This window comes from Amycolatopsis cynarae, assembly GCF_026802195.1.
GTDB classification, from domain to species: domain Bacteria; phylum Actinomycetota; class Actinomycetes; order Mycobacteriales; family Pseudonocardiaceae; genus Amycolatopsis_E; species Amycolatopsis_E rhizosphaerae.
On record NZ_CP113836.1, the window covers coordinates 3,485,637 to 3,504,871 of the forward strand.

The window sequence follows — 19,235 nt, forward strand, 5'->3', positions numbered from 1 at the left end:
TTCCATGAGCGAAACCCTCACCGGACCGGCCACACCGGACCTTGCTTCAAGGCCCACCGAACTCGCGCGAAGGCGCGCGGCCGCGCCTCCCGTGATCCTCGCGGCGGGCGCCCTCGCCGGTCTGTTCGCCGCCGCGACCGCCCCGCTGGACCGGCCCGGCCTCGGCTGGCTGCTCACCGGCGCGGGCATCGCGGGCGGGGTCGCCGTCGCGGCTCGCAGCGGTGACCGCGGGGACAGGCCGGGACCACTGCGCACCCGGCGCAGGGCCGGTACCGGCTGGACCCTGCTGGCGCTGGCCCTGCTCGCGGTGGGCACCCTGCGCGCCGCGAACTGGCTTTTCGTCCTTTGTGTACTCGGGGCCTGCGTGGCCGGATCGCTCGCGGTGACCGGCGGACGGTCCGCGGGCCGGGTGCTGCGCGACGCGATCGCGGTGCCGCGCACCGTGCTCGCCGACCTGCCGTGGCTGGCGCGGGGGACCGCCGCCCTGCGCGGGCGGGCCGGGGGCGTGCCCGCGCGGCTGTTCCTCTCCGTGGTGGCCGGGCTGGTGCTGGTCGCGCTGTTCGGGGCGCTGTTCGCGGACGCCGACCCGACCTTCGCCGGCCTGCTGTCTCACGCGATGCCCACCGTCGACGGTCCGTCGGTGTTCGGCTGGGTGTTCCTGTTCGCCGTGGCCGGCACCGGCACGGCGGCGGCCGCGCACCTGCTGGTCGCCCCTCCCCCCGCACCCCCCGCCGCGAAGACGAAACCCAGGCTTCGCTTGCTGGAATGGGCGGTGCCGCTCGCCCTGCTCGTGCTGCTGTTCGCCGCGTTCGTGGTCAACCAGCTCGCCGTGCTGTTCGGCGGGGCCGACACCGTGCTCCGCACCGCCGGCCTGACCTACGCCCAGTACGCGCGCAGCGGCTTCTGGCAGCTGCTGATGGTGACCGCGCTGACCCTGCTGGTCATCGCGGTGGTCGTGGTGGAGGCGGATCACGCCGAGCGGGCCTGCCGCCTCTGGATGCGCGTGCTGCTCGGTTCGCTGTCCGTGCTCACGCTGGTCGTCGTGGCATCGGCGCTGACGAGGATGTGGTCCTACCAGCGGGCGTACGGCTTCACCGTGCTGCGGCTGGGTGTCGAGACCGCCGAACTGTGGCTGGGCGTGGTGTACCTGCTGGTGATCGCGGCCGGGGTGCGGATGAAGTGGGACTGGCTGCCCCGCGCGATCCCCGCCACCTGCCTCGCCGCGGTTCTCGGTCTCGCGCTGGCCGACCCGGAAGGCATCATCGCGAAGGAGAACGTCGCGCGCTGGCAGCAGACCGGGCTCGTCGACCTGGGCTACCTGTCCGGGTTGTCCGAGGACGTCGTCCCCGCGCTCGACGGGCTCCCCGGGACACTGCGCTGCCCTGTGCTGTGGGAGATGAGCAGGCGGCTCGACCCCGGCACCGACGGCTGGCTGGGCTTCAACGCCGCCCGCGCCGCCGCCCGGCGGGCACTGGCCGATGCCCGTCCGGGTTGCTGAGCGGCAGCGGCCCGGAACGGGGCCGTGATCAACGGGCGCCGGAGGGTGCCGGGTCCTTACCGTGAGATCCATGGCCGAGGACGCGTGGTACGAGGTGTTCGCCGAAATCATCGAGGACGCGAACCTGACGACGGCGGGTGAACTGGTGGGGGTCCTCGCTTCCGCGTGCTCCCGCGTCGGCCTGGACGTCACTCTCTACCTGGCCGACATCCAGCAACATGTGCTGCGCCCGGTGACCGGCGGCGAGGAGCTCGACGTGGACGGCAGCCTGGCCGGGCGGGCGTTCCGGTTCTCCCAGCTCGTCGCCTCTCCGCAGGAGCACGGCGGCGCGGTGCTGTGGGTGCCGGTGATCGACGGGACGGAGCGCCTCGGCGCCGCCCGGTTCCGCCTGCCCGCCGGGGCCGATCCGGAGGACCCGGACCTGCGGGCGCGGTGCCGGATCCTGGGCATGCTGACCGGGCACCTGATCGCGGGCAAACTCGCCTCCGGCGACCTGTTCCACCGGGTGCGCCGGACGGCACCCTACAGCGTGTCCAGCGAACTGCTCTGGCAGTTGCTGCCGCCGAGGACCTTCGCCCACCCCGGCCTGGTCATCTCGGTGGTCATGGAGCCCTACGACCAGGTGGGCGGGGACGGCTACGACTACGCTGTGGACGATCACCTCGCCTACCTCGCGGTGTTCGATTCGACCGGCCACGACCTGCACGCGGGGCTGCTCACCACCACCGCGCTCGCCGCCACCCGCAATGCCCGGCGCGGCGGTGCCGGGCTGGAGGCCATCACCGACGCGGCCGACGCGGCGCTGGCCGGGCATGCCCCGCTCAAGGGGTTCACCACTGCGGTGCTGGCCACCCTCGACCTGGCCACCGGCACCCTGCACTACCTGCTGGCGGGTCACCCGCCTCCGGTCCTGCTCCGCAGCGGGAGCGCGGTCAAGGTCGCCCACCCGGCGCCGCGGCCGCCCCTGGGCGTGCCCCGCCGGTCGCCGGCCACCGGGCTGGGCACGATGCACCTGGAGCCCGGCGACCGGCTGCTGCTCTACAGCGACGGGATCACCGAAGCCCGGAGTCCGGACCGGCGGTTCTTCGGCCTCGACCGCCTTGTCGACCTCACCGAACGTCACGAGGCCGCCGGGCTCACCGCGCCCGAGACGGTCCGCCGCATCATCCACGCCGTGCTCGAACACCAGCACGGGCAGTTGCAGGACGACGCCACGCTCCTGCTGCTGGAGTGGTCCACCTCCCGGCCCACCGGCCTGCTGCCCTCGCATTGATCTTGCATTAGTCATGTCTTAACTAGTAAGGTCATGACTATGAAAGCACCACGGCGTTCCATCCTGGGCCTGCTCCTGCTGGGCATGCTCGCCGAGGAGCCGATGCACGCCTATGGCCTGCAGAAGACACTGCTCCGGCACGGCAAGGACCGGGTGGTCAACATCCGGCAGCGGGCCAGCGTCTACCAGGCCATCGACCGGTTGCTCCGGGCGGAGCTCATCCGGGTCCGGGACACCGAGCGCGCGGAACGGCGGCCCGAGCGGACCGTCTACGAGATCACCGATCAGGGCCGGGAGACGGTCGCGGTATGGCTCGGTGAAGCCCTCCGCGCGACCGAGGAATTCCCGGAGTTCGTCGCCGCGATCTCGGTGCTCGCCCAGCTCTCCCCGGAGCAGGCCCGCACCCACCTCCAGGCACGGACGGAGCTGATCCGCGGCAGGCTCGCCGACGTGGAAGCCACGCTGGCCACCGCGTGGGCGGACCTCACCGGATCCCCGGGAACGGCCACCGAACCCCGCCTCGCGCGTCTGTTCCTGCTCGAGGAGGAATACCGGCAGGCCGTGCTCACCGCCGAACTGACCTGGCTGAACGGTGTCGTGGACGACCTGCGCACCGGACGCCTGACCTGGACCCACACCGAGCTGCGTGCGTTCGCGGCCACCTTCGAGGAGAACCCTGATGACGACGAATGAAGAACGAGTACCGGTCCTGATCGTGGGCGGCGGTTACGCGGGACTCGCGGCCTCGCTGTTCCTCGCCCACCACGGTGTGCGGTCCCTGCTCGTGGACCGCCACCCCGGTCCGCCCATGCAGGGCAGGGCCCGCGGGATCAACGTCCGGACCCTGGAGATCTACCGGGCGCTGGGCCTGGACGGCGAGGTGACACGGGCGGGTGAGCCGTTCGAGCAGGACAACGGGGTGGCGATGTGCGGGACGCTCGCCGACCAGGACTGGCAGTGGCTGTTCGACAAGGAGGCACCCAAGTCCTACCCCGAGCACAGCGCCGGGCAGTTGGTGATGGCCGACCAGAACGCGGTCGAGCCGATCCTGGCCTCCGCCGCCGTCGCCAAGGGCGCAGACCAGCGCTTTGGCACCTCCCTGGTGTCCTTCGAAGCCGATTCCGACGGCGTCAGCGCCGTCGTCGAGGACCACGCCAGCGGTACCCGGCGGAGCTTGCGCGCCGACTACCTCATCGCCGCGGACGGCAACCGGAGCGCCATCAGGGAGCGGCTGGGCATCGCCCGTCCTGGCTACCGCGTGACGCAGCCCCTGCTGAGCATCCTCTTCGAGGCCGACCTTTCCGCCGTCGTCCGGCAGCGCGCGCTGTTCTGGATCATCCGCAATCCGGAGATCGGCTTCGGCGGGTTCGTCTCCACCGCGGTTCCCGGCCGGTGGTGCCTCGCCCTCGCGCACGACCCCGAGGCCGAACCCGTCGATTCCGTCACCGTCGAACGCTGTGAGCGGGCGGTCAGGGCGGCGGCCGGGATCCCCGACCTGCCCGTGCGGATCGTCGACGTCGGCGGCTGGCAGGAGGCGGTGGGCGTGGCGGAAACCTACCGGCAGGGCCGGGTCTTCCTGGTGGGCGACGCCGCCCACGTCTGGCCTCCGGCGGGGGCGATGGGAGCCAATTCGGCCGTGCAGGACGCGCACAACCTCGCGTGGAAACTCGCCGCGGTGCTGCGGGGTCAGGCGGGGCCCGCCCTGCTGGACAGCTACGAGGCGGAGCGCCGCCCCGTGGCACTGGCGCTGGCGGACCTGACGCTGCGGCGACAGGAGGCGCGGTTCGGCGGCGGGCGTGAGCTCGCCGACGTCGACGACGAGATCTGCATCCTCGGCCAGCGCTACCGGTCTTCGGCGGTGCTCGGCGCCCCGCACGACACCGTGTTCGGGGAAACCCTGGACACCGCCGCCCTGCCCGGCATGCGGGCGCCGCACCTGTGGGTGGAGCGCGACGGCGAACGTCTCGCCCTGCACGACCTGCTCGACACGTCGTTCGTCCTGCTCACCGGCGCGTCCGGAGACGCATGGCACGCGGCCGCCGCCGCCGGGTCCGTGCCGATGACGGCGTACCGGATGGGCGTGGAGCTGACCGACGTCGACGGGAAATGGCCGGTCAGGTCCGGACTGCCCGCGGACGGTGCACTCCTGGTGCGGCCCGATGGCTATGTGGCCTGGCGGGCGGAAGGCGTCACCGCTGATCCACAAGAGACACTCGCGACCGCGCTGCGCGGCATTCTCGGTACCGCGTGAGCCGAGCCTTCGCCGCGGCGGTGCAAGCGTCGTAAGCGGTGCAAGCGGCCGACGCCGCTTGCACCGCTACGCAAACCACTGCGAAACAGTCTCTAGCGGCAGGTGGCGCAGCCGCCGCGGTGAAGGCGCATGTCGACGATCAACTGCTCGTGATCGGTCAGTTTGTCGCCGGCCAGCCAGCGCCACAGGACGGCCTCGACCCGATCACGCATCGCCTTGGCGTCGGGTGCCGGGGACTTCAACCCGTCGCTCATCATCAACTCCCTTTCCGGCCCTCTTCGCCGGGCCGCTCCGGCATATTCTGCGCCGGGCGTGACCGAATCGTTTCCTTTTATGGGCAACCTCACGACGGAAACCGCGCACGGTGTTTCCCGGGACACGAAGCGGAGTCCGGAGGAAGTGATGGAGCGGGATGTCCTTTGTGGACAGGCTTCACTCTCCCGTCGCCGTGGATCCGGTTTCCGGTGACCGGTTCTTCCGCCTGCGGAACAGGATCGAGGCCAGCGCACGGGGCACGATCCAGGCCACATAGGCCCATCCGGTGACGAACGACAACGGGATCGAGATCCCGAACGCGGCCGCCATCATGCCCGCGCCCCTGGCCGGACGGGAAAGTGCCTCCGGCGGGGTGCCTTCGCGATATAGCCGGGACCGGCGAATCTCCCGCACCATCAGCACGAACATCACGAACGCCGCCGCTTCCACCAGTGCGTAGAAACCGAACCGGAACTGGAAGCCCCCGTCGCCGGTGATGACCTTGGTCGCGAAGGGCGTGATCACCTGCAGGAACAGCCAGCCCAGGGTCAGCCCGGTCAGCCGGGGGCTGACGACCGCGACGTGCCGGAAGGTCTGGTGGTGACTGCGCCACTGCACGCTGATCACCAGGAAGCTGATGACGAAGGCCAGGTACTCCTGACGATGCTCGTAGGCGGAATGCAGCAGGTCGGCGTTGGTGGCGCCGGACGGGACGGGCAGTTCCAGCGCCAGCAGCGTCACGGCGATGGCGATGACGGCGTCGGCGAAGAACGTCAACCGTTCCGCCGCGGCCGCCCGGACCTCCGGGGTCTCCCCGGGCTCAGCGGTGATCATGGCACAGCAGCGTGCCACAGCGGGGAGCGTGACCGTTCACCCCAGCCAGTGCACCCAGCCGCCGTGCAGTTCGCTGAACGCCACCGGCTCACCCGAGACCGCGAGCACGGACAACGCCCGGCCCGCGGGCGGCTCCACCGGCAGCTTTTCGTCGATCCCCGGGAACACCCCAGTGCCCTCCTGCGAGATCCACACACCGTCCAGTTCCCGGGCCTTGCGGTGGAAACGGTCCCTGTCCTGCGCGGGCAGGTAGCACAGCACCGAGGTGTGGAACAGCACGAGCGTGGCCCCGGTCGGCGCCTGGGCCAGCAACCCGTCCAGGTCTTCGCGCAGGTCCCCGGCCACCAGCAATGGCGGCTCCTCCCGCGCGATCTCCGCCACCGCGTCCAAGCGCTCCCGGCGATCACACTGTTCCGGCCACACCAGCGCCCTCAGCCAGTTCAGGTCCTCTTCGCGCCGCACGTCCAGCGGGTTGGTGTCCAGACCGGCTCGCCAGATGACCTCCGGCACACGCTTCGGCGACGGAACCGGTCCCTCGACCCGGCACCGCAACCGCACCGGACTGCCCTCCGGCCCGATCTCGTGACCGCCGAAGTCGTAGCGGAACCGGTCGGGGTAAAGGCAAAGACCGGCCGAAGCCCCGGCCTCGACCAGCGCGATCGGGCCTTCGATGGCCGCGAGGACGGGGAGCATCGCCGCGACCCGTGCCGCCTCGTTGGTCTGCGTCGCCCTGGTCCGGACCACTTCGAGCACCCGCTCCGGGTCGTCGAGCACCCATTCCCGGAACTGCGCGTAGTCCCGGGCGACACCGTGGCGCAACCGGACCGCCGCCAGCAGCAGGTTGGGCTGCCGTTTCGGCGGGGGCAGGGTGTCCAGCAGCGCGATCAGCTCCGGATCCGCCGCCACCCCCTCGGCCAGCCGCTGGTACAACGGCGAACGGCCCACCGCCTCGAACCGGGCGAACCGGGCATAACGATGCGCCGTGGAGGTTTCGTCGGCCATGCCCACAACCTACCGAGCCGGGACCGCCCGAGTAATCCACCGGACGGTGGGGAACTCCAGGGTCGGCAGGCACGACGAGGAGGTCGCCATGGATCGCCAGGATGACGCGGCGAGCACGCCGCTGGCGGACCTGTCGTGGTTGCAGTGGCCGGACGGGCTGAAGGACATCGCGCTCGAGGTGCTCGCCCGGTGGCAGGCCGGACATCCCGGAGAGGCGGTCGACCTGATCGACGAGATGCTCGCCGACCTCGCCTCGCGTCGGGAATTCCTCGGCGAGAGCGCCAACCGCCTCTACGAACCGTCTACCGACGACCGCAACCTGTGACCGCGCCGGTGACAGGGTTCCGGGCTTCTGCCGGGCTCTGCCGTTCTTTCCCGTGAGGGGACCCCTCACAGTCGTGTCGGCCGGGGCTCCGGCGGTGTTCACGGGTGGGTCAGCCGGTGGACCGCCAGGTTCAGCTCGAGCACGCCGACCGCGGGTTCGCCGAGCACGCCCAGCGCCCGGCCGCGCACCCGCTCGTCGACGATCCGGCGGACCTGCTGCTCGGTCAGGCCGTTCACCCTGGCCACCCGCGGCACCTGAAGGTAGGCGTAGGCGGGGCTGATGTCCGGGTCCAGCCCGGAGGCCGAAGCCGTCACCGCGTCCGCGGGCACCCGGTCCGGCGAGACTCCTTCCCTGGCCGCGATCGCGGCCTTCCGCTCCCGCACCAGTCCGGCCAGCTTGGGGTTGTCCGCGGCGAGGTTGGACCCGCCCGAGATGGACGGGTCGCCGGGCCCGAGCGGATCGGCGGCCAGCGCCGAGGGGCGGGTGTGGAACCACGGGTCGCGAGCGGGGTCGGAGGCGGTGAGGTCGACCCCGATCTCGGGCGATCCGACGGCCCGCCCGTCCACGGACACGATCGAGCCTTCGGCCGCCTCGTGCAGCCCGGGCAGCCGGGACACCCCCCAGACGGCCAGCGGGTAGACGACACCGGTGAGCACGGTCAGCACCAGCAGGAGGCGCAGCCCGGCCCCAGCCTGCCGCAGTGCGGCGGAGAACCACTTCATGGCGGTCACCCGATTCCTGGGACGAGACGGACGACGAGGTCGATGAGCCAGATCCCGGCGAAGGGCACCACGACGCCGCCGAGGCCGTAGACCAGCAGATTCCGGCGCAACAGCCCGCGGGCGCCGGTGGGCCGGTACCGCACGCCGCGCAGGGCGAGCGGGATCAGCGCGACGATGACCAGGGCGTTGAAGATCACCGCGGACAGGATCGCCGACTGCGGCGAGTGCAGGCGCATGATGTCGAGCGCACCGAGTTGCGGATGGATGGCCACGAACATCGCCGGCAGGATCGCGAAGTACTTCGCGAGGTCGTTGGCGAGGGAGAAGGTGGTCAGCGCACCGCGGGTGATCAGCAACTGCTTGCCGATCTCGACGATCTCGATCAGCTTGGTGGGATCGGAGTCGAGGTCGACCATGTTGCCCGCCTCCTTGGCCGCCATCGTGCCGGTGTTCATCGCGACCCCGACGTCGGCCTGGGCGAGCGCGGGGGCGTCGTTGGTGCCGTCCCCGGTCATCGCGACCAGCTTGCCGCCCTCCTGCTCGGCCCGGATCAGGGCCATCTTGTCCTCGGGCCGGGCTTCGGCCAGGAAATCGTCCACCCCGGCCTGCGCCGCGATCGCCCTGGCGGTCAACGGGTTGTCCCCGGTGATCATCACCGTGCGGATGCCCATCGACCGGAGTTCGGCGAACCGCTCCCGCATGCCCTTCTTCACCACGTCGGACAGCTCGATCACGCCGTGCACGACCGCGACGCCGCCGGAGACCTCGGCGACCACCAGCGGAGTGCCGCCCCGCTGCCCGATCTCGTCGGCGACGCGGCCGACTTCGGGCGGGATCGTGCCGCCCAGCCCGGTGACCCAGTCCCGGACCGCGCCGGACGCCCCCTTGCGGATCCGGCGGCCGTCGAGGTCGACCCCGCTCATCCGGGTCTGCGCGGTGAAGGGCACGAACTCCGCGCCCTTTTCGTGCGCACCGCTCCCGCCGTCCGGCCCGTGCTCCCGGGTGCAGAGCTCGACGATGCTGCGCCCTTCCGGGGTGCCGTCGGCGAGGCTGGACAGGCGCGCGGCCGCGGCCAGCTCCCCCGTCGTCGAGGGAGCGACCGGGTGCAGCCGGGTGGCCTGGCGGTTTCCGTAGGTGATGGTGCCCGTCTTGTCCAGCAGCAGGGTGTCCACGTCCCCGGCCGCCTCCACCGCCCGGCCCGACATGGCCAGCACGTTGCGCTGCACCAGCCGGTCCATCCCGGCGATGCCGATCGCCGACAGCAGCGCCCCGATGGTGGTCGGGATCAGGCAGACCAGCAACGCGGTCAGCACGATCACCGACTGCGTGGCACCCGAATAGCCCGCCATCGGCTGCAGCGCCACCACCGCGAACAGGAAGATCACGGTCAGCACCGCGAGCAGGATGTTCAACGCGATCTCGTTGGGCGTCTTCTGCCGGTCCGCGCCCTCCACGAGCGCGATCATCCGGTCCACAAAGGACTCTCCCGGCCTGGTGCCGATGCGGACCACGATCCGGTCCGACAACACAGTGGTCCCCCCGGTCACCGCGGAGCGGTCTCCGCCGGATTCGCGGATCACCGGCGCGGATTCGCCGGTGATGGCCGATTCGTCCACGGTGGCGATGCCCTCGGCCACGTCGCCGTCGCCCGGGATCACCTCCCCCGCTTCGACCACGACATGGTCCCCGACACGCAGGTCCGCTCCGGACACCCGCTCCTCGGTGCCGTCCCGCCGCAGGCGCCGCGCGACGGTTTCGGTCCGGGTACGGCGCAACGTCTCAGCCTGGGCCTTGCCGCGGCCTTCGGCCACGGCCTCGGCGAGGTTCGCGAACAGCACGGTGAACCACAGCCAGGCCGCCACCGCGATGGTGAACACGCTCGGGCCGGTGAACGCGAACACCGTGGTGAGCAGCGACCCCGCCCACACCACGAACATGACCGGGTTGCGCACCTGGTGCCGCGGGTTCAGCTTGCGCAGCGCGTCCGGCAGCGCGACCAGCAGTTGCCGGGGGCTGAAGACCCCGGCGGCGACCCTGCCGGTGTTCGAGGCATGTCTTTCCCGCTGCTCGCCGACGGTCCGGTCGAGGCGATCCTGATCCTGGGTGGTGGTCATGCCAGCGCCTCCGCGATGGGGCCGAGGGCCAGAGCCGGGACGAAGGTGAGCGCGGCGACCAGGATGACCGTGCCGCCGAGCATCGACGCGAACAGCGGGCCGGTGGTGGGCAGGGTGCCCGCGGTGACCGGGATCTTCTTCTGCCGCACCAGCGCACCGGCAAGGCCGAGCGTGGCCAGGATGGGGACGAACCGGCCCAGCAGCATCGCCGCACCCAAAGTGGACTGGTAGAAGTCGCTGGTGGCGGTCAGCCCGCCGAAGGCGCTGCCGTTGTTGTTCGAGGCCGAGGTGTAGGCGTAGAGCACTTCGGACAGTCCGTGCGCGCCGGAGTTGCCGAACGCCCCGCCGGTGACCGAGGGCAGGGCCAGCGCGAGCCCGGTCCCCGCCAGTACCAGCACCGGCATGGTCAGCATCGCGAGCGCGGCGAAGGTGACCTCACGCCGCCCCAGTTTCTTGCCCAGGTATTCGGGGGTGCGCCCGACCATCAGCCCGGCCAGGAACACCGCGATGATCGCCATCACGAGGATGCCGTAGAGGCCCGTCCCCACCCCGCCCGGCGAAATCTCGCCGAGCATCATCTGGAACAGCGGGCCCGCGCCGCCCAGCCCGGTGTAGCTGTCGTGCATCGAGTTCACCGCGCCGGTGGAGGTGCCGGTGGTACTCGTGGCGAACAGGCTCGAACCCGGAATCCCGAAGCGGGTCTCCTTGCCTTCGGTGGCGCCGCCCGCCAGCAGCGAGGCGGGACCGTTCGGATGCGCCTCGGCCCACCAGGTCACGGCGAGCACCCCGGTCCACAGCACGGCCATCACCGACAGCAGGACGTGACCCTGCCGCCTGCTGCCCACCATGAGCCCGAAGGCGCGGGTCAGCGAGACCGGGATGAGCAGGATCAGGAACATCTCGATCAGGTTCGACCACGCGCCGGGGTTCTCGAACGGATGCGCCGAGTTGGCGTTGAAGATCCCGCCGCCGTTGGTGCCCAGCTCCTTGATGGCCTCCTGGCTCGCCGCCGGTGCCACCGCGATCGAATGCCGGGTGCCGTCCAGTGCGGTCACCGGAACGTTTTCGCGCAGGCTCATCGTGACGCCCAGTGCGACCAGCACGATCGCGGACACGAAGGCGACGGGCAGCAGGATCCGCACGGTGGCGCGGGTCAGGTCGACCCAGAAGTTGCCCAGCCGGTCGGTCTGGTCGCGCACGAACGCCCGGATCAGCGCGATCGCCACCGCGAGGCCCATCCCCGCCGACACGAAGTTCTGCACCGTCAGGCCCAGCATCTGCACCGCGTGCCCCATCACCGACTCGGGCACATAGGACTGCCAGTCGGTGTTGGTGGCGAAGCTGGCCGCGGTGTTGAACGCCATGCCGGGCGGGATGGTGCGCCCGAAGTCGAAGGGCAGCAGCGGCTGGATCCGCTGCAGCAGGTACAGCAGCAGTGCCGAGACCAGACCGAAGGACAGCGTGCCCACCGCATAGGTGGTCCACCGCTGCTGCGATCCGGGGTCCACTCGCACCAGCCGGTACACGGCCCGTTCGACGCGCCAGTGCTTCTCACTGGTGAACGTGTGGGCCAGACAGGCGCCGAACGGCCGGTGAACGACCGCCAGTGCCGCGACCAGGATGGCGGCCTGCAGCAGGCCTGCCCAGGTATCGCCCATCAGAATCGCTCCGGCCGGATCAGGGCGTAGAACAGGTAGCCGATCAGCAGCAGCGCGACCACGCCGCCGACGGCGTTCGCGACGACACCGGTACCGCTCACAACCGTTCCAATCCGCGCAGAATCAGCGCCAGTACCCCGAAAAGGCCGATCAGGAGCACCACGTACAGCACATCTGGCATGGATGCGCCGCCTCCGTTTTCTTCCCCGGCGGCCGCCCCGCTGGCGGCCACGCCGGTCGAGCATGCGCGCGCGGCTCACCCGATCGGGGGTCCCCGACGTTTTCTTGACACCCACCCCGGCCGTCTTGACGAACCGCTGACGCCGGGACGCCCCGACCAGCCCAACTGGACCACTTTCGTGTCCAAACCACTTCAGAGGGTCACGCAGTGGGGTGGTTCCGGTGCCGGGAGCGGCCCGCCGGGATGCGGAAAGCGGCTTCGTTGCCTTGACTCGGTCACGAGGCGCAGGCTCCGACACCGCCCGCCTCCGCGGGGCCGGAAATGCACGTTCCGGCCCCGCCTTCCCCGGACACCGGGCGCAGGTGCCCCCGGCAGCCACCTGCGCCCGGTGTCCCTCGTGTCCCCCGGGCGAGTCCTACGCTGGGGCCGGGGCGGGCACGCCCTGGCCCCAGGAGTGCCGTTCCCCTGCCGAACGACTGCCGTGAGGGGTCCCCTCACAGCACGCCTTCAGGAGAGGTCGTCGTTCAGCCGGAGGGTCTCGGCCCGCTCGCGCAGCACGCGGCGCTGGATCTTCCCGGTGGCGTTGCGCGGCAGGGCGGGACAGAAGGTGAAATAGCGGGGGATCTTGTACTTCGCGAGGCGGTGCCGCAGGTGCGTGCGGATCTCCTCCTCGCCGAGGCGGCGGGCGGGCCGGGTGACCACGAACGCCATGCCGGTCTCGCCCCACTGGGCATCGGGGACGGCGACGACGGCGCAGTCCTCCACCGCGTCGAGTTCCCGGATGGCCGCCTCGACTTCGGCGGGGTAGACGTTTTCACCGCCGGAGATGATCAGGTCCTTGACCCGGTCGACGATCTGCGCCCATCCGTCCTCACCGAGGCGCACCACGTCGCCGGTGCGGAACCAGCCGTCGACGAACGCGTCGGCCGTGGCCTCCGGCCGGTTCCAGTAGCCGGAGAACACGTTGGGCCCCTTCACCAGCAGCTCACCCTGCCCCGGCCCGGTCACGATCCGCCCGTCCGGCATCAGAAGCGCGACCTCGACGAAGAAGTGCGGCACGCCGGCCGAGGTGGGCCTCTCCCGCGCGCCGCGCCCCAGCGCCATGAACACGCCCGGGGCCGCCTCGGTCATGCCATACCCTTGCAGCGCCTGGATTCCCCGGTCCAGCCAGCTCTTCGCGACCCGTTCCAGCACCGGGGAACCGCCGAAGACGACCAGCCGGACCGAAGCGAGATCCGTTTTCTCCCACGCCGGGTGATCGCACAGCATCTGCAGCATGGTGGGCGCCAGCGGGAACGCCGTGGCCCGCTCCCGCTCGATGGTGGCGAGGAAGTCGCCGGGGTCGAACTTGGCGATGACCACCACCGTCCCGCCCGCGTACAGGGTGGGCAGGGTGATCTGACCGAGCCCCAGCACGTGGAACAGCGGTGCCGAACACAGCGCCACGTCGTCGTGGCCGAGGGCGAAGTGCGCGAACTGGTTGAGCGTGTTCCAGGTGATGTTGCCGTGCGTCAGCACGGCGCCCTTGGGCCTGCCGGTGGTTCCCGACGTGTAGAGGATCAGCGCCGGATCGTCCAGGGCGACCTCCACCGGCGGAGGTTTCCGGCCCGCCTGCTCGTCGACGAGGCGCTCGTACTCCGCGGCCAGCCGCACGACCCGGGGCCGAGTGGTGCTCGCTTCCACCGCGGCGAGTCCCTCGGCCTCCGTTTCCGGGGCGAGAAAGAGCACGCGCGCCCCGGAATCGTCCAGCAGAAAGGAAAGTTCGGGTGCGGTGAGCCGCGCGTTGAGCGCGACGTGGATCGCACCGAGGCTGGTGGTGGCGAAGAAGGCTTCGAAGGTGGCGATGGCGTTCGGCCCGAGATAGGCGACCCGATCGCCCTTGCGCACGCCCAGCCCGGACAGGGCGGCGGCCAGCGCCGCCGTACGCCGGGCCAGACCGCCATAGGTGATCCTGCGGTCGCCCTGGACGAGGGCGACGGCGCCGGGGTCCATGCGGGCGCGCCGCCGTGGCCACGAACCGACTCCGATGTCGGTCATGTCGCCAGCCCAAGTGCCCGGATGGCGTTCTCGCGCAGGATGAGCGGGCGCACCTCGTCCTTGATGTCGAGCCCGGCGAAGTCCTTCAGCCACCGATCGGGGGTGATCAGGGGGAAGTCCGATCCGAACAGCACCTTGTGCTTGAGGAGGGTGTTGGCGTAGCGGACCAGCTGGGGCGGGAAGTACTTCGGCGACCAGCCGGACAGATCGATGTAGACGTTGGGCTTGTGCGTCGCGACCGCGAGCGCCTCGTCCTGCCAGGGAAAGGACGGGTGCGCGATGATGATGGTCAGGTCCGGGAAGTCGGCGGCCACGTCGTCGAGGTGCATCGGGTTGGAGTACTTCAGCCGGATGCCCCCGCCACCCGGCAGCCCCGCACCGATTCCCGTCTGTCCGGAGTGGAACAGCGCGGGGACCCCGAGTTCGCTGATCGCCTCGTAAAGTGGGTAGGCGGCGCGGTCGTCCGGGAAGAACGCCTGGACGTTCGGGTGGAACTTGAACCCGCGCACCCCGTGCTCGGTGACCAGGCGGCGCGCTTCGGCCACCCCGGCCCTGCCCTTGGCGGGATCGATGCTGCCGAACGGGATGAGCACGTCGGAGTGCTCCGCGGCGGCCGCCGCGATGTCCTCGTTGCGCAGGCGCGGGTGGCCCAGCGCCGCTTCGGCGTCGACGGTGAACACCACCGCCGCCATCCGGCGCTGCCGGTAGTGGTCGGCCAGCTGGTGCAGGTCGGGCGGTCCGCCCTGGGTGCCGAAGTAGGCCCCGGCGGCGGCCCTGAACTCGTCGGGCAGCGCGTAGTGGCCGCATCCGTCGGTCTCGGCGTGGGTGTGCACGTCGATGGCGACGATCGTGTCGAGGTCGAGACTCATGCCGGCTCCTTCTCCGTGAGCGGGAGTTCGAGGAGGGTGGGAACGGCGACCGGAAAAGAGGGGAAACCTGACGGGCACCACTCTCCATGAACGACAGGTTTCCTGTCAATGTCGTAGGTTGTCTTGATGGCCGCACCGAAACCGAAACCCACCGGGAGACGGCAGTTGTCCCGGCACCCGGCCTCCCTGCTCTACGCGATCAAGCGGCTGGAACTCGTCGTCCGCGCACACCTGGAAGAGCTGCTCAAGCCCGCGGGCATCACCGCGCTCCAGTACACCGCGCTGACCGTGCTCGAACAGCACGACGGCGTCCCCGCCGCACAGCTGGCCCGCAACTCGTTCGTCACCGCACAGTCGATGGCCGACATGGTGCGGGGACTTCAGGACCGCGGGCTGGTCTACCGCGAGCGCAACCCGGCCAACCGTCGCGAACTGCTCATCCACCTCAGCGACGCCGGACGGAAGCTGCTGGCGGACTACGCCCGGGCCATCGCGGATCTGGAGCGGCAGCTGGTCGCCCCGCTCACCACACAGCAGGAGGCCCAGTTCCGGTCCGCACTGACCGAGACCTGGCGCGCCTTGGCCTGAACCCGGCCTGAACCCGGCTTCAGCGAGCGCGGACCACGCGCTCGCGGGAGTGCGCCGTCAACTCGGCCCACAACCACTCCATCAGAACCCCCGGCGGCTCCGGCTCCGCTTCCGCCACCCAGTGGGCGAGGACGCCGACCATCGCGCCGGCCAGGAAAGCGGACAACCGGAGCCCGTCGGTCCCGGCCCTCTCCGCTCCAGGAGAGGCCGCCAGCGCGGCGACGACCGCGTCGGCGCAGCCTCCCAGCACCCGCAGCACCGCCGTCGAGCTGCCCTGCTCCCCCAGCGCCCAGCGATACAGCGCGCGATGGCTCTCGACGTGTTCGAGGTAGGACAGCAACGACTGGCGGGCCAGTTCGGCGAAGCGCTCCCCAGGCTGGCCCGCCAGGTCGGCACGCCAGTGGACGACGGCCCGCCCGGCGAGATCCTCCAGCGTGTCGGCCAGCAGATCGTCGACATCGGTGTAGTGCAGGTAGAAGGTCGTGCGGTTCAACCCGGCCCGGGTGCACACCTTCGTGACGCTCACCCGCTCCTGTTCGCCGGCGGCGAGACTCAGCAGCGCCGCCCGGAACGCCTGCTGCGAGCGCGCCACCCGGGGGTCGACGTAGGTCACCGGCCCATCCTGCCCGATATCTCCGGGTTTTCTCAACACTCGTCCAGTTATCGACAGTTGTTGTATTGTCGCCGTGTTCCGGAGAGCGTTCCCGCGAGAGCACCGCCGATCGAACGGAGAGCCCCATGGCCACCAGGCGCAGGAAGGTGTTCCTCACCGGAGCGACCGGGAACTGGGGACGCGAGGCGCTGCGCGAGTTCGTCGCACGGTCGGACCGGTTCGAGGTGGTGGCGCTGGTGCTGCCCACCGAAAGCGGACATCCGGTCGTCGCCGAATTCGGCGGCCGGGCCACTTTCGTGTTCGGCGACCTCACCGACTACGAGCCGGTGGAGCGCTGCGTCCGGGACGCGGACTACGTGGTGCACGTCGGCGCCGTCGTCTCCCCGTTCGCCGACGACCATCCCGGACTCACCCGCGCGGTCAACGTCGGCGGTGCGCGCAACATCCTCCGCGCGGTAAGCGCCAGGCCCGATCCGGACGCGGTCGGGGTCGTCATGATCGGGTCGATCGCCGAGACCGGCGATCGCAATCCGCCGCACCACTGGGGGCGGATCGGCGATCCCGTCAAGGCTTCGGAGTTCGACGTCTACGCGCAGAGCAAGATCGAAGCCGAGCGGGCGCTCGTCGACTCCGGGCTGCGCCGCTGGGCGTGGCTGCGGCAGACCGGCATCTTCCACCCCGGCCTGCTCGGGATCCGCGACCCGATCATGACGCACACCCCGCTGGCGGGGGTCATGGAATGGGCGTCGGTGGGCGATTCGGCCCGGCTGCTGGTCAACGCGTGCGAGGACGGGGTGCCGGAGCAGTTCTGGGGCGGCGTCTACAACATCGGCGGCGGCGAGGAGTGGCGCCTGACCAACTGGGAATTCCAGGTGCGCCTGCTGGGTGCGCTGGGCGTACGGGACGTGCGCCGGTTCTTCGCCCGCGACTGGTTCGCCACCAGGAACTTCCACGGCCAGTGGTACACCGATTCCGACCGGCTCGAAGAGCTCGTCCCCTTCCGCTCCGACACCTTCGGCGAAGCGCTCGCCCGGGCGGCGGCCGAGGCGCCGGGGAGCCTGCGGCTGGCGGGCCGGGTTCCGGCGTGGCTGGTGAAACGGTTCGTCATGGCGCCGCTCGTGCGCAGGCCGCGCGGCACGATGAGCTGGATCGAAACGGACGACGAGGCGCATATCCGCGCGTTCTTCGGCTCACGGGAGGAATGGGCGGTCATCGGGGACTGGTCCACCTTCTCCCCGCCCCGGCCCTCGAAGACACCGTCCTTTCTGGACCACGGCTACGACGAGGCCAAGGACCCGGCGTCCTGGACGCTCGACGACCTGGCCGCCGCGGCGGACTTCCGCGGCGGTGCCCTGGTCTCCGCCGCACTGCCCCCCGAGCCCTACACCACTCCCCTGGACTGGAAGTGCGCGGACGGCCACGCCTTCCGCGGCAGCCCGCGCCTGATCCTCACCGCGGGCCACTGGTGCCCGGTGTGCGTCGCCGAGCCCGCGGACTACCCCCGGCAGGCGGAGGCGAACAAGTTCCTGGCCCAGGTGGTGTGAGCCGGATGCCGGGGCCGCACTTCGCCGTCGGAGTGCGGCCCCGGGCGGGGTCAGTCGGTACCGGTGACGAACGCTTCCCGCTCGGCGACGGGCCGTTCCCGCAGGGCGAGCACCGCGGCCAGGGTCACCAGGCACGCCAGCAGCATGTACGCCGACACCGACAGCGCGGTACCGGTCACCCCGATCAGCCAAGTGGCCACCATCGGCGCGAACCCGCCACCGAGGATGGCCCCGAAGGCGTAGGCGAAGGAGACGCCGCTGTAGCGGACGGCCGCCGGGAACAACTCCGCGTAGGTCGCCGCCTGCGGCCCGTAGGTCAGGCCGAGGCCGAAGGACAGCACGAGCACGGCGACCAGCAGCAGCGGCACCGAACGCGTGTCGAAGAGCAGGAAGAACGGGAACGTCCACGCCGCCATGGCCAGGACGCCGACCAGGTAGGTGCGGCGGCGGCCCCACCGGTCGCACCAGACACCGGCGAGCAGGGTGAACACGCCCCAGCCCACCGCGCCGACCATGCCGACGAACAGCATGGTGGCGCTCGACAGCTTCAGCGTGCGGGTGCCGTAGGAGTTGATGAAGGCGATCAGGATGTAGCCGACCATGTTGTTGGCGATGAACAGTCCGATCGCGACCACGAGTTCGCGCCGGCTGGTGCGCATCAGCTGCGCCAGCGGGGCGCTGTGCTGGGCCCGGCGGCGGCGCAGTTCGCTGAACACGGGGCTCTCCCCGACACGGGACCGCACGAAGAACCCGACCGCGATCAGGACGACGCTGAGCAGGAACGGGATCCGCCAGCCCCAGGCGGCGAACTGCTCGCTGGTGGTGAACGACGAGACGGTGAAGAACACCAGGTTGGCCAGCAGGAGCCCGATCGGGACGCCGATCTGCGGGAACGAGCCGAAGAAACCGCGGCGTCCGGCGGGCGCGTGCTCGACCGACATCAGGGCCGCGCCGCCCCATTCGCCGCCCGCGGACAGGCCCTGCAGCAGACGCAGCACCACCAGCAGCGCGGGCGCGGCGACGCCGATGGACTTGTAGCCCGGCAGCAGGCCCACTCCGATCGTCGAAATGCCCATCAGCAGCAGGGTGGCGACCAGGACGGCCTTGCGCCCCAGCCGGTCGCCGAGGTGCCCGGCGATGATGCCGCCGAGCGGGCGGGCGACGAAGCTGACGCCGAGCGTGGCGAACGAGGCGAGCAGGGCCGCGGTCCCGTCCAGCGTCGGGAAGAAGAACTTGCCGAACACCAGCCCGGCGGCGGAGGCGTAAATGAAAAAGTCGTACCACTCGATCGTCGTGCCGACGAGGCTCGCGCCGATCACGCGGCGCAGCTGTGCGGGGCTCGTGCCCGCGGCGGGCGCCGGGGCCGTCGTGCCCGGCGGCGATCCGGCTTCAGGGGTTTGCGTCATCGAAAATCCCTTCCCGTCTTTGGGAGTTCGCGGTCGGATCGCCACCGGACGGCAACGATCCAAGG

General features: G+C 70.9%; 19 protein-coding genes. 7 read left to right on the top strand and 12 right to left on the bottom strand.

Annotation, left to right across the window (positions count from 1 at the left end; all coding sequences use genetic code 11):
* Nucleotides 1-4 precede the first annotated feature (4 nt).
* The 4 genes from ORV05_RS16755 (at nucleotide 5) to ORV05_RS16770 (ending at nucleotide 5,022) form a co-directional block, all read left to right on the top strand.
* Entirely contained in the window at nucleotides 5-1,498 is a 1,494-nt protein-coding gene (locus ORV05_RS16755) for a DUF4153 domain-containing protein (RefSeq protein WP_268759436.1), read from the top strand.
* A 70-nt stretch (nucleotides 1,499-1,568) separates the two neighbouring features.
* Nucleotides 1,569-2,771: a PP2C family protein-serine/threonine phosphatase gene (locus ORV05_RS16760; protein WP_268759437.1), complete on the top strand. Its 1,203-nt coding sequence runs from the start codon at nucleotides 1,569-1,571 to the stop codon at nucleotides 2,769-2,771.
* Nucleotides 2,772-2,810: 39 nt separating this feature from the next.
* The gene (locus ORV05_RS16765) at nucleotides 2,811-3,464 is read left to right on the top strand and encodes a PadR family transcriptional regulator (RefSeq protein ID WP_268759438.1); all 654 of its coding nucleotides are present in this window, start codon (nucleotides 2,811-2,813) and stop codon (nucleotides 3,462-3,464) included.
* Entirely contained in the window at nucleotides 3,451-5,022 is a 1,572-nt protein-coding gene (locus ORV05_RS16770) for an FAD-dependent monooxygenase (RefSeq protein WP_268759439.1), read from the top strand. Before ORV05_RS16765 ends, ORV05_RS16770 begins: the two co-directional genes overlap by 14 nt.
* 92 nt (nucleotides 5,023-5,114) lie before the next feature.
* On the opposite strand, the gene ORV05_RS16775 is transcribed toward ORV05_RS16770, so the two are convergent.
* From ORV05_RS16775 to ORV05_RS16785, 3 genes are all read right to left on the bottom strand, one after another.
* Nucleotides 5,115-5,276 carry a hypothetical protein gene (locus ORV05_RS16775; protein WP_186382744.1) on the bottom strand — a complete coding sequence of 54 codons (162 nt, stop codon included), beginning with the start codon at nucleotides 5,274-5,276 and terminating at the stop codon, nucleotides 5,115-5,117.
* 178 nt (nucleotides 5,277-5,454) lie between these two features.
* Nucleotides 5,455-6,111: a TMEM175 family protein gene (locus tag ORV05_RS16780; protein WP_268759440.1), complete on the bottom strand. Its 657-nt coding sequence runs from the start codon at nucleotides 6,109-6,111 to the stop codon at nucleotides 5,455-5,457.
* 36 nt (nucleotides 6,112-6,147) lie between these two features.
* Entirely contained in the window at nucleotides 6,148-7,113 is a 966-nt protein-coding gene (locus ORV05_RS16785; RefSeq protein ID WP_268759441.1) for a DUF2332 domain-containing protein, read from the bottom strand.
* 88 nt (nucleotides 7,114-7,201) lie between these two features.
* On the opposite strand from ORV05_RS16785, the gene ORV05_RS16790 reads away from it, so the two are divergent.
* Nucleotides 7,202-7,438: a hypothetical protein gene (locus tag ORV05_RS16790; protein WP_268759442.1), complete on the top strand. Its 237-nt coding sequence runs from the start codon at nucleotides 7,202-7,204 to the stop codon at nucleotides 7,436-7,438.
* 98 nt (nucleotides 7,439-7,536) lie between these two features.
* On the opposite strand, the gene kdpC is transcribed toward ORV05_RS16790, so the two are convergent.
* The 7 genes from kdpC to ORV05_RS16825 form a co-directional block, all read right to left on the bottom strand.
* Nucleotides 7,537-8,160, bottom strand: a complete 624-nt coding sequence (gene kdpC / locus ORV05_RS16795; protein WP_268759443.1) for a K(+)-transporting ATPase subunit C — start codon at nucleotides 8,158-8,160, stop codon at nucleotides 7,537-7,539.
* Nucleotides 8,161-8,165: 5 nt separating this feature from the next.
* The gene (gene kdpB, locus ORV05_RS16800) at nucleotides 8,166-10,274 is read right to left on the bottom strand and encodes a potassium-transporting ATPase subunit KdpB (RefSeq protein WP_268759444.1); all 2,109 of its coding nucleotides are present in this window, start codon (nucleotides 10,272-10,274) and stop codon (nucleotides 8,166-8,168) included.
* The gene (kdpA, locus tag ORV05_RS16805) at nucleotides 10,271-11,932 is read right to left on the bottom strand and encodes a potassium-transporting ATPase subunit KdpA (protein ID WP_268759445.1); all 1,662 of its coding nucleotides are present in this window, start codon (nucleotides 11,930-11,932) and stop codon (nucleotides 10,271-10,273) included. Before kdpA ends, kdpB begins: the two co-directional genes overlap by 4 nt.
* The gene (gene kdpF, locus ORV05_RS16810; protein ID WP_144593498.1) at nucleotides 11,932-12,033 is read right to left on the bottom strand and encodes a K(+)-transporting ATPase subunit F; all 102 of its coding nucleotides are present in this window, start codon (nucleotides 12,031-12,033) and stop codon (nucleotides 11,932-11,934) included. The genes kdpA and kdpF overlap by 1 nt, the downstream gene beginning before the upstream one ends.
* Nucleotides 12,030-12,164 carry a hypothetical protein gene (locus tag ORV05_RS16815; protein ID WP_268759446.1) on the bottom strand — a complete coding sequence of 45 codons (135 nt, stop codon included), beginning with the start codon at nucleotides 12,162-12,164 and terminating at the stop codon, nucleotides 12,030-12,032. The genes kdpF and ORV05_RS16815 overlap by 4 nt, the downstream gene beginning before the upstream one ends.
* A gap of 456 nt (nucleotides 12,165-12,620) precedes the next feature.
* Entirely contained in the window at nucleotides 12,621-14,150 is a 1,530-nt protein-coding gene (locus ORV05_RS16820) for an acyl-CoA synthetase (RefSeq protein ID WP_268759447.1), read from the bottom strand.
* On the bottom strand, nucleotides 14,147-15,019 hold the full coding sequence (locus ORV05_RS16825; RefSeq protein ID WP_268759448.1) for an amidohydrolase family protein: 873 nt from the start codon (nucleotides 15,017-15,019) through the stop codon (nucleotides 14,147-14,149). Before ORV05_RS16825 ends, ORV05_RS16820 begins: the two co-directional genes overlap by 4 nt.
* A 126-nt stretch (nucleotides 15,020-15,145) precedes the next feature.
* Between ORV05_RS16825 and ORV05_RS16830 the strand changes: the two genes are divergently transcribed.
* A complete protein-coding gene (locus ORV05_RS16830) occupies nucleotides 15,146-15,607 on the top strand; it encodes a MarR family winged helix-turn-helix transcriptional regulator (protein ID WP_268759449.1) in 462 nt (153 codons plus the stop codon).
* 19 nt (nucleotides 15,608-15,626) lie between these two features.
* Here the strand turns inward: ORV05_RS16830 and ORV05_RS16835 are convergent, their stop codons facing one another.
* Nucleotides 15,627-16,220: a TetR/AcrR family transcriptional regulator gene (locus ORV05_RS16835; protein WP_268759450.1), complete on the bottom strand. Its 594-nt coding sequence runs from the start codon at nucleotides 16,218-16,220 to the stop codon at nucleotides 15,627-15,629.
* Between the two features lie 125 nt (nucleotides 16,221-16,345).
* Between ORV05_RS16835 and ORV05_RS16840 the strand changes: the two genes are divergently transcribed.
* On the top strand, nucleotides 16,346-17,764 hold the full coding sequence (locus ORV05_RS16840) for an NAD-dependent epimerase/dehydratase family protein (RefSeq protein WP_268759451.1): 1,419 nt from the start codon (nucleotides 16,346-16,348) through the stop codon (nucleotides 17,762-17,764).
* Between the two features lie 50 nt (nucleotides 17,765-17,814).
* Here the strand turns inward: ORV05_RS16840 and ORV05_RS16845 are convergent, their stop codons facing one another.
* Nucleotides 17,815-19,170, bottom strand: coding sequence for an MFS transporter (locus tag ORV05_RS16845; RefSeq protein WP_268759452.1), 1,356 nt, complete (start codon nucleotides 19,168-19,170; stop codon nucleotides 17,815-17,817).
* Nucleotides 19,171-19,235 lie beyond the last annotated feature (65 nt).